General features: G+C 51.9%; 12 protein-coding genes. 10 read left to right on the top strand and 2 right to left on the bottom strand.

Annotation, left to right across the window (positions count from 1 at the left end; all coding sequences use genetic code 11):
- Positions 1 to 519: 519 nt before the first annotated feature.
- Entirely contained in the window at positions 520 to 2,055 is a 1,536-nt protein-coding gene (locus tag ABID13_RS12435; RefSeq protein WP_048929046.1) for a sodium/proline symporter, read from the bottom strand.
- A 226-nt stretch (positions 2,056 to 2,281) separates the two neighbouring features.
- Positions 2,282 to 2,884, bottom strand: a complete 603-nt coding sequence (locus tag ABID13_RS12430; protein WP_007861707.1) for a TetR/AcrR family transcriptional regulator — start codon at positions 2,882 to 2,884, stop codon at positions 2,282 to 2,284.
- 253 nt (positions 2,885 to 3,137) lie between these two features.
- On the opposite strand from ABID13_RS12430, the gene ABID13_RS12425 reads away from it, so the two are divergent.
- The 10 genes from ABID13_RS12425 (at position 3,138) to ABID13_RS12380 (ending at position 14,274) form a co-directional block, all read left to right on the top strand.
- On the top strand, positions 3,138 to 4,109 hold the full coding sequence (locus ABID13_RS12425) for an ABC transporter ATP-binding protein (RefSeq protein WP_007861705.1): 972 nt from the start codon (positions 3,138 to 3,140) through the stop codon (positions 4,107 to 4,109).
- 57 nt (positions 4,110 to 4,166) lie between these two features.
- A complete protein-coding gene (locus ABID13_RS12420; protein WP_007861703.1) occupies positions 4,167 to 5,294 on the top strand; it encodes an ABC transporter substrate-binding protein in 1,128 nt (375 codons plus the stop codon).
- 18 nt (positions 5,295 to 5,312) lie between these two features.
- Entirely contained in the window at positions 5,313 to 6,974 is a 1,662-nt protein-coding gene (locus ABID13_RS12415; protein ID WP_045092977.1) for an ABC transporter permease, read from the top strand.
- A gap of 143 nt (positions 6,975 to 7,117) precedes the next feature.
- Positions 7,118 to 8,143 carry a branched-chain amino acid aminotransferase gene (locus tag ABID13_RS12410; protein ID WP_007861696.1) on the top strand — a complete coding sequence of 342 codons (1,026 nt, stop codon included), beginning with the start codon at positions 7,118 to 7,120 and terminating at the stop codon, positions 8,141 to 8,143.
- Between the two features lie 79 nt (positions 8,144 to 8,222).
- Complete coding sequence (locus ABID13_RS12405; protein WP_007861695.1) at positions 8,223 to 8,648, top strand: protease complex subunit PrcB family protein; 426 nt, start codon at positions 8,223 to 8,225, stop codon at positions 8,646 to 8,648.
- A gap of 117 nt (positions 8,649 to 8,765) precedes the next feature.
- Positions 8,766 to 9,425, top strand: a complete 660-nt coding sequence (cysE, locus tag ABID13_RS12400) for a serine O-acetyltransferase (protein ID WP_045092976.1) — start codon at positions 8,766 to 8,768, stop codon at positions 9,423 to 9,425.
- Between the two features lie 81 nt (positions 9,426 to 9,506).
- Positions 9,507 to 10,388: a tRNA 2-thiocytidine biosynthesis TtcA family protein gene (locus ABID13_RS12395; protein WP_048929045.1), complete on the top strand. Its 882-nt coding sequence runs from the start codon at positions 9,507 to 9,509 to the stop codon at positions 10,386 to 10,388.
- Between the two features lie 71 nt (positions 10,389 to 10,459).
- The gene (locus ABID13_RS12390) at positions 10,460 to 12,070 is read left to right on the top strand and encodes a DUF3794 and LysM peptidoglycan-binding domain-containing protein (protein ID WP_048929247.1); all 1,611 of its coding nucleotides are present in this window, start codon (positions 10,460 to 10,462) and stop codon (positions 12,068 to 12,070) included.
- 183 nt (positions 12,071 to 12,253) lie between these two features.
- A complete protein-coding gene (locus ABID13_RS12385) occupies positions 12,254 to 13,165 on the top strand; it encodes a DUF2156 domain-containing protein (RefSeq protein ID WP_007861686.1) in 912 nt (303 codons plus the stop codon).
- Positions 13,162 to 14,274 carry a GNAT family N-acetyltransferase gene (locus ABID13_RS12380; protein WP_048929044.1) on the top strand — a complete coding sequence of 371 codons (1,113 nt, stop codon included), beginning with the start codon at positions 13,162 to 13,164 and terminating at the stop codon, positions 14,272 to 14,274. The genes ABID13_RS12385 and ABID13_RS12380 overlap by 4 nt, the downstream gene beginning before the upstream one ends.
- Positions 14,275 to 14,317: the final 43 nt, after the last annotated feature.

Genomic DNA, 14,317 nt, shown 5'->3' with positions numbered 1-14,317 from the left:
AGATGCTGGCCGGTGCCGACAACATGCCTGGCAAGTGGCAGCTTCTCATCTTCCTTGGCCAGCAGACCATCCTGAATATGCAGAAAAACGGCATGTCAGAGATGGAGCGGGGCTGTTGTCAATAGAACCGTGGAATACCGAAGCAGGCGGCACGGCCGCCTGTGAGGATATGCCGCGAAAGTCTATTGACATAAGCCCACGGATTATCCTGTCCAGCAGAAAAGGGGCAACTGCACCCTTTTCCTGCCTTCCGGCGAGGATGGGTTCGGGCAAAGCCCGAAATCGGGTCAAGGGACGAGTCCCTTGTGGGGGTTGGGGCAAGGCCCCAAGGTCTTAAAACCATTAATATCTGCAATTTTCAAGGTTCGGTTGAGCCTATTTTTTAGACTCCGTTTTTCATAGATTACTTGACACTACCCTTATTCTACTATTAAGTATACCATATTTGGGAAAAAAGGCCAGGCAGAATCCTGCCCGGCCGTTTATTTGCCAACAAAACCAAACGTTCCGACCGGCAGCCTATTTGCCCACGGAATCAAACTCCCTGCAGATTTCCTCACAGGGTGCTTCAGTGGCAAGGGATACGATCACAATGGCAGCGCAGGCAACCAGGAATGCAGGCAGCAGCTCATAGATATTCCAGGCGCCGCCCAGAGGACGCACGCCGTATTTCCACACAAACACCATGACGCCTCCGGCGATCATGCCGGCCAGGGCGCCCTGGAGGTTGCTGCGCTTCCAGAACAGAGCGAACAGCATGACCGGGCCAAAGGATGCGCCAAAACCGGCCCATGCAAAGGATACGATGGTAAATACGGAGCTGTCCGGATTCCAGGCCAGGGCAATGCCCACCAGGGCGATGGCGATGACCGTAAGGCGGGCACTTGCCATGGATGTTTTGCTATCCATCTTGATCTTCAGGAAGTCCTGCAGCAGGTTCTGTGACACGCCGGATGCGGCGGTCAGAAGCTGGGAGTCGGCGGTGGACATGGTACATGCCAGGATTCCGGCCAGGACCACGCCTGCCACAATGGACAGCAGGACCCCCTGGCGCCCAAGCAGGTCGGCCAGGCGGATGATCACGGTTTCCGATTCGGAGCTGGAGGCAAATGTGGGAATACTGCCTGCAACGGAAGCGCCGTAACCGATGATGCCGATAAGAATGGCCACAAACATGGAGATGACCACCCAGACAGAGGCAATGCGCCGTGATGTCTTTAGCTTATCCTCATGGCTGATGGCCATGAAACGCAAAAGGATATGGGGCATCCCAAAATATCCCAGTCCCCATGCCAGTGTGGATAGTATGGTGATAAATCCGTAAGGGGAGGAAGTGTGATCCTGCATGTTGTGGATATGGGTCATGCTCAGATAGCCTGTGAGGGAGCGGGCATTGTCAGCCACCGCTTCCCATCCCCCGGCAACGCTGATGCCAAAGAACACAATGATCACCAGGGCAATACTCATGACAATGCTCTGGATCAGGTCCGTGGTGGATACGGCCATGAAACCGCCCAGAACCGTATAACCGATAATGACAACAGCGCCTGCGATCATGGCAACATGATAGTTCACGCCAAACAAACTGTTAAACAGTGTTCCCACTGCCTTGAAACCCGATGCCGTATAGGGGATGAAGAAGATCAGGATCACAATGGCGGCAATGCACATCAGTATATTCTTTTCATCACGGTAGCGCCGTGAGAAGAAGTCCGGGATAGTGATGGCATTACATGTAACGGAGTAGCGTCTCAGACGCTTTGCCACGATCAGCCAGTTCAGGTATGTACCCGCTGCAAGACCGATGGCGGTCCATCCGGCATCAGCAATACCTGTGAGATAAGCCACGCCCGGAAGACCCATCAGAAGCCAGCTGCTCATATCCGATGCCTCCGCGCTCATGGCGGTCACCAGGGCGCCCAGCTTGCGCCCGCCCAGATAAAACTCATCCGCGGAGTCGCCGCCGCCCTTTTTGCTGAAATAAAAACCTACGTAGACCATGGCAGCCAGATAGATGATAATGGCAGCCAAGATTCCTATTTGTCCAGTACTCATATGTTCCCTCCTGTTATGCAGATCTGCATTTGGCCATGAATGCGTTTCCCCGGACAGGTGCCCGGGGATAAGTAAAACAGCCATAATGTGCACATTATAGCATGGAGAAAAACAGAACGCAATACAGAACGAAGTATAGACTATATACTAGACGATATATATAATAAACGATAAAAAATTAAGTAAATAAAGGGAAAAATAACTGTACGATAATAAAAATATTTATTTATACTTCCTGTGAGGGAAGAAAACTGCTGAGAAATGCAGGCATGACAGACACGCTGTACCTTCTCAGTGAGTACTCACCTTGGCACAGACACCAGTCATAGAGAAGGGCCCGTTCCGATAGGGCATACAGTTTCACCATCTCGCTGACGCTGGAGCCGGTATTCAGTTGTCCGCTGTCCTGTCCCTGGGCAATGATCTTTCTCAAAAGCTTATAGTAGGTGCGGTTGTGGTCCAGCAGATGCTTTTCACCATTGGTAATAAGCTGGGTGGATAACAGGCGCGCAAGCAGATCCATGGAAATACTGTTCTCGATCATGCCAAACAACTCACTGTTAAGGAAGAGAAGCCGGTCCATGGCACTCATCTGCGGCCTGGCATCCAGTATTTCCATAAGCTCCTCGTATTTTTCGTCAAACAGCAGGCTTAGGGTGCTTAGAAGAGCGTCCTTCCCGTCAAAGTAATGGTAAAAGGAACCTTTGGAGGTGTGGGACAATTCAATGATCTCTTCCACCGTGGTATCTTCATACCCCTGCTCATAGAACAGTTTCCATGCTGCGTTTACAATCTTGCCCCGGGTGTTGCGGGTATTTTTTTTTGCCATTTTTCTGATTCTCCCTGTACCTTTCCAGATGATCTGTTGTTTGGATTGCCGCATGATGTACTACATGGGTTATCACTTACCATGTATAACTTAGCATAGTTTCAGGGGTTTCGCAATGCCCGGCCAAAGTGGGCTTGGCCTTATCAAAAATTTTACGTTCATTTTACCTGAGCTTGATAGCCGGGTTTCCAGCAGGGGGATATACTTTAAAACAATGTAATTGAAATGTAAAGACGGAAAGACGGGGAAGCGTATGAAAATAGATCTCAGGAACCTTTCAAAATCATTTTCAGGTAAACAAGTTTTAAACAATATCAGCCTTTGCATTGAAAGCGGAAGCTTTACCACGCTTTTAGGTCCCTCCGGGTGCGGGAAGACAACCCTTTTGCGGATGATCGCAGGCCTGGAGACACCGGATCAGGGGGATATTTATTTTGATGATACCTGTGTGTTCTCCTCCTTCAGCGGCATCAACCTTCCTCCGGAAAAGAGGGGGCTTGGCTTTGTGTTCCAGGATTTTGCCCTTTGGCCTCATATGACCGTATTTGAAAATGTGGCATTTGGGCTTAGGGTAAAAGGAAAGGTGCAGGGTTTGGATCAGCAGGTTAAGGATGCGCTGGAAGCAGTACAGCTTAAGGGGTTTGAGAAACGGTATCCCCACCAGCTGTCGGGGGGACAGCAGCAGAGGGTGGCGTTTGCCAGGGCCATTGCCATCAGGCCGCCCTGCATCCTGTTTGATGAACCGCTGTCTGCTCTGGATGCCATCTTAAGGGAAGAAATGAGAACAGAACTGAAAAACCTGGTGTCACGTCTGGGCACAACCTCGGTGTTTGTTACCCATGACCAGATAGAAGCCATGACCATGAGCGACCGGATCGCGGTTATGAATCAGGGGAATGTGGAGCAATACGAGGAACCTGAGAAGATTTATGAATGTCCGTCCACCCCCTTTGTTGCCCGGTTTGTGGGCAAATCCAATTGGATCAGCCCCAGCGCCATGATACGGCCGGAGCATCTGTCCCTGACTCCTACACAGAGATGGGAGGCCCGTGAGATGGAGGTGGAAGGGGTCCAGTATATGGGAAGCGCCTATGAGGTCATCCTGAGATCCAGGGAGCGGAGCTGGAGCCTGGTCACCCACAAAAGGATGGAACCGGGGCAGCGGCTGACGGTTTTTGTGGATCCGTCCCATGTATTATATTTTGCATCGGAAGGCCATGCCTGATACAGACATATCTCAGGCGGCATGAATGATAGATTGATCAACAGGAGAGGAAAGATAATGAAAAAAGCAGGAATAGTACTGACAGCAGCAGCGTGCGCCTTAAGCCTTATGGCATGTGCAGGAGGAGGGACAGAAACAACGGCGGCCCTGACAGAAGCGCCCGGCACAGAGAAAACAGCAGGCACAACAACAGGCACAACAACAGGCACAACCACAGACGCAGCCACAGACACAATAACCGCCCAAACAGAGGCTGAAGCCAAACCGTCCGCCGGTCTCAGCGGCAAGGTAGTGGTATATATGCCCAGCCCGGCCGGTCTTGCGGATAAGCTGGCGGCCGGTTTTGAGGAAAAGACAGGGGTGAAGGTAGAAAGCTTTCAGGGAACCACTGGGGAGATACTGGCGCGTCTGGAAGCGGAGCAGGCCAACCCGGTGGCGGATGTGGTCATACTGGCGAGTTGGGCAGACGGCTTATCCATGAAAAAAGACGGGCAGCTTATGGCTTATGAGGCAGTGGGAACAGACCGGATGAATCCGGACTGGGTAGATGAGGAACACATGCTTTACGGCACCAGCGCTTCAGCGGTAGGTGTGATTTACAATACCATGGTATTCCCTTCCCTGGACGCGGACTGGAAGGATCTGGCAGATGCTGCTTATAAGGACCAGCTGGCCATACCGGATCCGGAAAAGTCCGGTGCATGCAAGGATTTCCTGTCCGGTTTCATAACAGCCCAGGGTGAGGGCGGGTGGAATATATGGCAGGCCCTGGCGGACAACGGAATGACCGTTCCGGGAGCCAACAAGGCTGCGCTGGAAGCTGTGACCACGGGAGAAAAGGGGATCCTGGTGGCTGGTGTTGACTATAATGCCTATTCCTCCAAGGAAAAGGGGGAACCCCTGGATATCTACTACCCTGCCAGCGGGACAGTGGTAAATCCCCGGCCGGCCATGATCTTAAAGACCAGCCCCAATGTGGACAATGCCAGGGCATTTATGGATTATCTGATCAGCGATGAGGCCCAGCAGCTGGTGGCCGATGCATACCTGCTTCCCGGGCGCAGTGATGTGAAATGCGAGAACAGGACCAATCTGGAGGAGATTCCCCGGATCCGGACGGATTGGGATAAGATGATGGAGATTTCAGCAGATACAGCAGCCAGACTCAATGAGATCTGCCGGTGACAGTCAGGAGAAAACCATATGAAACAGTCGGACAATTGGAAGCACAGAGGTCCTCTTTGTATGCTGGGCCTGCTTCTGGCAATATTGATCGTCTGCCCATTGGTCATGATATTTGCCAGAGCGGTCATCCCTGATGGCCGCTTTGATCTATCCGGGGCATGGGCAGCGGTCTCGGACAGGGATAATCTGAACACTATTTTTAACTCATTGGTGCTGGGAGCATGTGTGACAGCCCTTTCCACGGCAATTGCGGCGCCGCTGGCATACCTGTTTGCCAGAACCTCGCTGGCCAGGGCCAGATGGCTGGATATTGTATTCATGATACCCTTTATGACACCTCCCTACATAGCCTCCATGGGATGGATCCTTTTTATGCAGAAGAAAGGGCTGTTCCAACAGCTGTTCCCGGGAAGCGGCAGCATTTCGGAGGGGTTCTTTTCATTCGGCGGACTGGTGCTGACCATGAGCCTGCACGTATTCCCGTTCATGCTCACCATTCTTAAGAATGCTATGCTCAATATCCCGGCCAGCCTGGAGGAAAGCGGGGCTGTGTTTGGAGCCGGGTTCAGACAGCGGCTGGAGAAGATATTCATGCCTCTCTTGTCCGGGAATTATGCCATTGCAGCCCTTTTGGTATTTGTTAAGACACTGTCTGAATATGGCACGCCCTCAACCCTTGGAAGAAGGATCGGCTTCTATGTATTTACCACAGACATTCACCGCCACGCCACCACAGCGCCTGTCGATTTTGGAAAGGCAGCCAGCTTATCCTCTGTCCTTGTGGGCATCTGCCTGGTACTCTGGTGGGTCCAGAATTATATTACAGTAAAAAAAAGCTACCGGCTGGTCAGCGGAAAGGGCAGCAGAAGCCATATGACAGAGCTGAAAGGCGGGAAGGGTTTCCTGGCCTGGTTTTATGTGATCTTTGTACTGGCCGTGGCTGTGGGGATCCCCTATTTTTCCGTTATATCCACCTCCCTGATCAAATTAAGGGGATATGGGCTGGCGGCCGGGAACTTTACCGTCCGGCACTATGTGGACCTGTTTATGAAAAATCCCAAAGGGTGCCAGGCGCTGATTAACAGTCTGGGACTGGCAGCCGGTTCAGCTACCATAGCAGCTGTCCTGGGCACCATGACCGTGACCGCCGTCCGCCGAAGCAGCAGGAAGGCAGGGAAAGCCCTGGAGGCCGTGAGCCTGCTTCCGGAAATGCTGCCCGGCATTGTTCTGGTCATTGGCATCATGCTGTTTTGGAATGCCGTCTACAAGGTGGTCCCCCTCTACAATACCATGGGGATCATGATACTGGCCTATGTGGCGCTGTTTCTTCCCTATACCATCCAGTATGTCACATCCTCATTTACCCAGATCAACGACAACCTGATATGGGCGGGCAGGACCTTTGGAGGGGCGCCGTCCTATGTGTTCCTGCATATAACCCTTCCTTTGATCATGAAGGGGGTTGCAACCGGATGGATGATGACATTTATCATTGCGTTCAGGGAACTGGTCACAGCCAGCCTGATCGCGCCGCCCAACACTCTGGTGGTTTCCACTTTCATTATGAGGGAATTTGAACAGGGGAGCGTCTCTGTTGGAATGGCCATGGCCGTGCTCTGTATGCTGTTTACCACAGCAGCTCTGGTGCTGCTTAACCTGGTTCTGGACAGACGCAGATAAGACGGACCAAAGTTTCCACGGGTTATGGCAGATATGCCGGAATTGTATACCATATTTGCATTCAACCCATTGATTTTACCGTCTAATGCGATTATAATTGTGTTCAAAATACACTTACTTCTACCTGAACGGAGGAATTGACTATGGAAAAGAAAGAGCTGGACTGGGGCAACATTGGATTTACGTACATGACAACGGACAAGCGCTACGTGGCAGAATATAAAGACGGGGCATGGGGAGAGGGAGCGCTCACCTCCGATCCCAATGTGGTGATCAATGAATGCGCCGGAATCCTGCAGTACTGCCAGGAATGTTTTGAAGGCCTGAAGGCATACACCACGGAGGACGGAAGTATTGTTACCTTCCGGCCCGACCTGAATGCGGAGCGCATGATGGATTCCGCGGCACGCCTGGAGATGCCTCCATTTCCAAAGGAGAGATTTTTAGAGGCAGTAGATGCGGTGGTCAAGGCCAATGCTGCATGGGTTCCTCCTTTTGGTAGCGGTGCGACCCTGTATTTACGGCCCTACATGTTTGCCTCAGGCCCGGTGATCGGTGTTAAACCCTCTGACGAGTACCAGTTCCGCTTGTTCGGAACCCCGGTTGGCCCCTATTTTAAGGGCGGCGCCAAACCATTGACCCTGTGTGTCAGCGATTTTGACCGTGCCGCTCCCCAGGGAACAGGCCATGTAAAGGCCGGGCTGAACTATGCCATGAGTCTGTATGCCTCTGTGACAGCCCATGCGGCAGGATATGATGAGAATGTATTCCTGGATCCCGCCACCAGAACCTGTGTGGAAGAGACAGGCGGAGCCAACTTCCTGTTTGTCACCAAGGACAATGAGGTGGTTACCCCCAAGTCCGATTCCATCCTCCCATCCATCACCAGGCGTTCCCTGGTCTATGTGGCAGAGCACTATCTGGGCCTTAAGGTGACTCAGAGACCGGTTAAACTGGCTGAGCTTGAGAACTTTGCCGAGTGCGGACTTTGCGGAACAGCCGCTGTCATTTCCCCTGTGGGCAAGATCGTGGACCATGGAAAGGAAATCTGCTTCCCAAGCGGAATGGACGAGATGGGACCTGTTACCAAGAAGCTCTATGAAACCCTTACCGGTATCCAGATGGGAACCATTGAAGCGCCTGAGGGCTGGATCAGAAAAATCGTATAAGACGTTTCCACGCATATTCATAGCCTCCCGGAATATATTGATAGTAATCGTATCATAGATTCCGGGAGGTTTTATTCATATGAAAGGTAAAATGAAAGGTAAGATGTACCTGGTGCTGCTGACGCTCATTGCCGCTACCCTGTGGCTGGCCGGCTGTTCCGCTTCAAAAGATAACGGTGATAAGGTCCGGGACCTGGATTTTACAGTGGCCGGCGACATGGATGTACCGGATGAACTGAAAAAGCTGATTGCGGAAAAGCAGCAGCAGCCCTTTAAGCTTACGTACAGCGATGAACAGAACCTGTACATAGCGGTGGGTTACGGCGTCCAGCCCACAGGCGGATACAGCATCAGCGTCAATGATCTGTATCTCACCGACAATTCCATTGTCATCAACACCGAGTTAAAAGGGCCGGAAAAAGGGGAGAATGCCGGGACCGAACAATCTTTTCCATTTATTGTGATCAAGACGGAGTATTTGGAAAATCCTGTCGTATTCCAATAAAAAGTTCTTTTTAATTTGAATATCATATGCTATACTATACGATACTTAATATTTTCAGCAAATGTCGTATTACCGTTGCAATGTTTTAACTCGTAAAAGAGAGGGTGGAGTATAACTATGATATTCAAAGATATCTGGCTTGATATTAAAGCCGTACAGGAACGTGACCCCGCTGCCCGCAATGCCCTGGAGGTGTTTCTTCTCTACCAGGGAGTCCACGCGCTGATATGGCACAGGTTTGCCCACTGGTTTTATAAGCACAGGATGTATTTTATCGCAAGGCTTATTTCCCAGATCGCGCGTTTTTTTACCTTAATCGAAATACACCCCGGCGCACAGCTGGGCCATGGCATCCTTATTGACCACGGATCAGGAGTGGTGATCGGAGAGACCACCGTGGTAGGGGATAACTGTACCATCTACCAGGGAGTTACCCTGGGGGGCGTGGGAACAAAAAAGGGAAAGCGCCACCCCACTCTGGGCAACAATGTCATGGTGGGAGCAGGCGCCAAGATCCTGGGCGCTTTTGAGGTGGGGGATAACTGTACCATTGCCGCCAACGCAGTGCTTTTAAAACCCCTGGAGGACAATGTGACCGCGGTGGGGATCCCTGCCCGTCCTGTGAAAAAGGATGGGGTCACCATACCCAAGAATAAAAGAAGCCTTACTTTGGAAGAATATGAGGATATGAAATACCGTCTGGAGCAGATGGAAAAAGAGATGGCCCTGCTGAAGGACGCACTGGCGGAAAAGAACAGCGCCGGCGGCAAAGGATAGTGCCGGTGGCAGGGAACAGCGCCGGCGGCAAAGTATAACGCCGCACAGCAAAGGGGCACTGGGAGGATACACGGAGAAAACATGGCAGATAAAAAGAATGAAGCACCACATGTAAATATAGAGCGGAGCATCATCAAGCAGTTCCGCAAGGAGATCTGGCGCCCCTTTGTAAAGGGGCTACAGGATTATAAGATGATACAGGACGGGGACAAAGTGGCTGTCTGCATTTCCGGGGGAAAGGACTCCATGCTCCTGGCCAAATGCCTCCAGCAGTTAAAACGCCAGAGTGATACGGAGTTTGACCTGGAGTTTATTGTCATGGATCCGGGTTATCATCCTGATAACAGGAGGATGATCCAGGACAATGCAGCCCTTATGAACATTCCCATCCGCATATTTGACGCTGATATTTTTGATATTGTGGTGGATGTGGATCAGTCCCCCTGTTATCTCTGCGCCCGGATGCGCCGGGGATACCTGTACTCCCATGCCAGGGAGCTGGGATGCAACAAGATTGCCCTGGGCCACCATTTTGATGATGTGATTGAGACCATCCTTATGGGGATCCTCTACGGAGGGCAGATCAATACCATGATGCCCAAGCTCCACAGTACCAATTTTGAGGGCATGGAGCTGATCCGGCCCCTGTACTATGTGAAGGAGGAGGATATACTGGCGTGGAGATCCTGCAACGGCCTGCATTTTCTCCAGTGCGCCTGCCGGTTTACAGAGCAGATTGCCAGGGAGCAGGCCGCCGGGGGAATGGATGGGGCGTCCGCTGATATCGTACACACGTCCAAGCGGCAGGAGATGAAGGAACTGATACGCTCCCTGCGAAAGAACAGCCCCTTTGTGGATTCCAATATCATGAAGAGTGTGGAGAATATCAATCTGGACGCCTGTCTGGGATATGTTGCAAAGGGAGTCCGCCATCATTTTATGGATGAATATGATGAATCATAAGATATAAGCATAAACCACCTGCTGTCCGCATAGATTTTCTAAAAGACTATGAGAGATGGCAGGTGTTTTTTATGGAATTAATAAAGAAGCAGATACATATGAACCAATGGAAGGGAAATGTAACAACACAGATTACACTGGATGATGACTTCATTGTGCCAGACACCATGGACGATATGGAACAGGTGATGCTGGACACCGGGGAGATACAGATCGAGACAGTAAAAAATCAGGGAGACAAGGTTGCGGTAAAGGGAAAATTGGAATTCCAGGTCCTTTACCGCAGGGAGACAGGCGGACTTCAGACCCTGGGCGGCAATATCCCCTTTGAGGAGGTAGTAAATGTGCCGGGCCTGGAGGAAAAGGACTATGTGGGCCTTAACTGGATGCTGGAGGACCTGAATACAGATATGATCAATTCCAGGAAACTGGGGGTCCAGGCCATCATCACCCTGCAGGTTCGGGTGGAAACTTTGAGGGACGTGGAAGCGGCAGTGGATGTAAACCTGGAGACAGGCAGCCGTGGAGTCGGTCCCGGTCTGTCCGATACAGACGCATCGGGCCAGGTCCAGGTGGAGACCCTGAAACGCACGGCTGACGCAGCCGCTATTGCGGTCCGCCGCAAGGATACATACAGGATCAAGGAAGAACTGAGCCTGACGGGAGGAAAACCCAATATAGGACAGCTGCTGTGGCGGGAAATGAAGCTGCGTGACGTGACTGCCAAACCTTTGGACGGGCGGCTTCACCTGGACGGTGAGCTGAGTGTGTTTGTGATCTACAGCGCCGAGGATGAAAACATGCCCATGCAGTGGCTGGAAGAGACCATGCCGTTTTCCGGCGATATGGATATGAGCGATGTGAAGGAGGAGCAGATCCCCATGGTCACGGTCCGTCTGGCCCACAAAGACATAGAAGCCAAGCCGGATTATGACGGGGAAATGCGCGAAATGGACGTGGATGCAGTACTGGAACTGGATATCAAGCTCTACGAGGAGGAGGAGGTAGAACTTCTAAGCGACATGTACTCCAATAACCGGGAGATCGAACTCACCCGGGCCGAAGCGTGTTTTGACCAGATCCTCACCAGAAACATGTGCAAATCCAAGGTGGCGGAAAAACTGAAACTGCCTCAGGCAGAGCGCATCCTCCAGATTTGCCACAACGAAGGAACCATCAAGCTGGATGATGTGGAAGTGGGGGAGGACTGCCTTCAGATAGACGGAGTCCTGGAGATCACCCTCCTTTATCTTACCAGTGACGATACATCCCCGGTCCAATCCTCCGTGGAACAGGTTCCCTTCCGCTGCACGGCGGAGGCCAGAGGCATCCGCGAGGACAGTGTGTACCAGCTGGATGCAGGCCTGGAACAGCTCAGCGCAGTGATGATGGGCGGGGATATGGTAGAAGTAAAAGCAGTCATTGCCCTGGATTTCCTGGTACTTCAGCCCGTACGGGAGCCTGTGATCACCGGGGCCACCGTAACACCCATGGATCTTCAGAAACTCCAGGAGCTGCCGGGTATTGTAGGCTATATCGTACAGCCCGATGACACGCTGTGGGACATTGCCAAAAAGTTCCACACAACTGTGGGGACCATTATTTCCACCAACGAACTGGCAGACGACCAGGTGAAAAGGGGGCAGAGGCTGCTTCTCGTAAAAGAGATCGCCCAAAGTTAGACTGGCTGTTGGCAGAAAACAGGCGGCTCACAAAGGAAAAAAATCAGGAACTTAGACTCAGGGACCTGCCTCTGAGGCTAAGTTCCTGTCCTTTTCCCGGAAGGGTTCCATTTTTTAAAAACCTTGTTTCAAGATTTGAAAATATGGTATACTAACAGCAGATAAATGGAAAAGAGGTACGCTATGGATTTGGAATTTAAGCCGGTTGTGGCCGAAGATATTGACAGGCTCAGGCCGTTTTACGGACTCAGGCCCAATAAGACGTGTGACAGTGTGTTTTTGGACTGCTTTCTCTGGAAGGACTACTATCATGTAAAATGCGCCGTAAGTGAGGACAGGGCAGTTCTGTGGCTCATGGAACGGGACGGGCAGACTTCTACCGCCATGCCCATGTGCAGGGAGGAGGACCTGCCTTATTTCTTTCACCAGCTGGAGGAGTATTTTGCCACAGTGATCCACAAGCCCTTTTATATTGCCCTGGCTGACGAGGAAGCGGTGCAGTACCTGGGACTGGACCCCAGGGAATATGAGGTGGAGGAGCAGGTGGACCTGAAGGACTACCTGTATGACGGGGAGGCCATGAGGACCTTGTCCGGTAAGAAACTCCATAAGAAAAAGAATCATTTAAACGCCTTCAAACGGGAGTATGAGGGCAGGTATGAATACAGGAGACTCTGCTGCTCGGACAGGCACCAGGTCTGGGAATTTATGGAGCGGTGGAGGCGGCAGAAGGCAGATGGGGATGTTCTGGAGGATTCCCTGGAGTACGAGGTAGCCGGTATCCATGAGATCCTTAAGAACTGCTCCAGCCTATGCGTGCGTATGGCTGCTGTTTATGTGGACGGGCAGATGGAGGCATTTACCATTGGAAGCATGAACGAGAGGGAGAATATGGCTGTGATTCATATTGAGAAAGCCAACCCGGATATCAAAGGGCTTTACCAGTTCATCAACCAGCAGTTCCTTGTTAATGAGTTCCCGGATGCTGCGCTGGTGAACCGTGAGGATGATGTGGGGATGGAGGGCCTTAGGAAGGCAAAGATGAGCTATAATCCGGTTGGATTTGCAAGAAAGTATATGGTGAGGAAACGATGATCCGCTATTTAGGACAGGAAGAATATGGAAAATGTCTCCCCCTCTGGCAGGAGGCATTTCCCGAGGATTCCCAGGCATTCCTGGGGTATTATTTTAATAAAAAACTGCCTGGCAGCAGGGTGCTGGTAAAGGAGGATGGGAGCGGCTCCATCCTCACCATGGCCCATCTGAATCCCTATACGGTAATGGTCAGGCGGCGGCGGTACAGGCTGTCTTATATCGTGGGGGTTGCCACCGCTGCCTCCAGCCGTCATCAGGGGCATATGAGGGATGTTCTGGTGAAAATGCTTCAGGACATGCATGACAGCAGAGAGCCGTTCTGCTACCTCATGCCCGCATCCCCGGATATCTACAGGCCGTTTGGGTTTAACTATGTGTTTGACCAGCCGTTATGGGAGCTGGGAGATGACGGTCCGGCCGGGGAGAAGGTGGAACTGCGCCTGGATGGTCCCGAGGCGGAGTGGTTGTCTCAATGGATGAACCGCTGGCTGGACGCACGGTTCCAGGTCTATGGGCTGAGGGACAAGGCGTACCTGGACATGCTTCAGGCAGAGCTTGACAGCGAGGACGGACATGTGTGGGGATGGCTGGATTCTCAGGGGGAATTGGCGGCTCTTCAGGCGTTCTGGGGGATCCGCAAACAGGAACAGAGATTTCTCTACAGCGACAGGGAAGAATGGCTCCGTCCCGCGGAATCAGGCCGGAAAAAGGATCCCGGGATCATGGCGCGCATTACGGATGTGACGGCCATGGCAGAGCCCATATCTTTAAATGAGGAATGCCCCTGCCCGCGGATGGAAGTCCTGGTAAGGATCCACGACCGCCTCATAAAAGAAAATGACGGTTTATGGCGCTGGAAGCTTGATATGGATAGTTCATCCCTGGACCGGACATCTCCGGTCCACGAACAGGAATCTGGCAGGCCGGGCGGCAGCGGGAACTGCCTCATGTCCACAGAGGTGCTGGATATCACCGTAGACCAGCTGGCTTCCTGGCTGTTTGGATACATGCCGCTGGACGGGATCTTGGAGGAGGATGGGACAGAGCCGCCCTTCTGGTGCAGATATATCAGGCCGTTGGAAGGTATTTTCCTGGATGAGATAGTGTAAAGGAGATTCGGTGGCTCAGGTCTTATATCATGCTTAAATTATA

Origin of the sequence: Enterocloster citroniae (assembly GCF_040545455.1) — a bacterium.
GTDB classification, from domain to species: Bacteria; Bacillota; Clostridia; order Lachnospirales; family Lachnospiraceae; genus Enterocloster; species Enterocloster citroniae.
The sequence above is the reverse complement of the archived record's forward strand: the minus strand, read 5'-3'. Positions and strand labels throughout refer to the sequence as shown.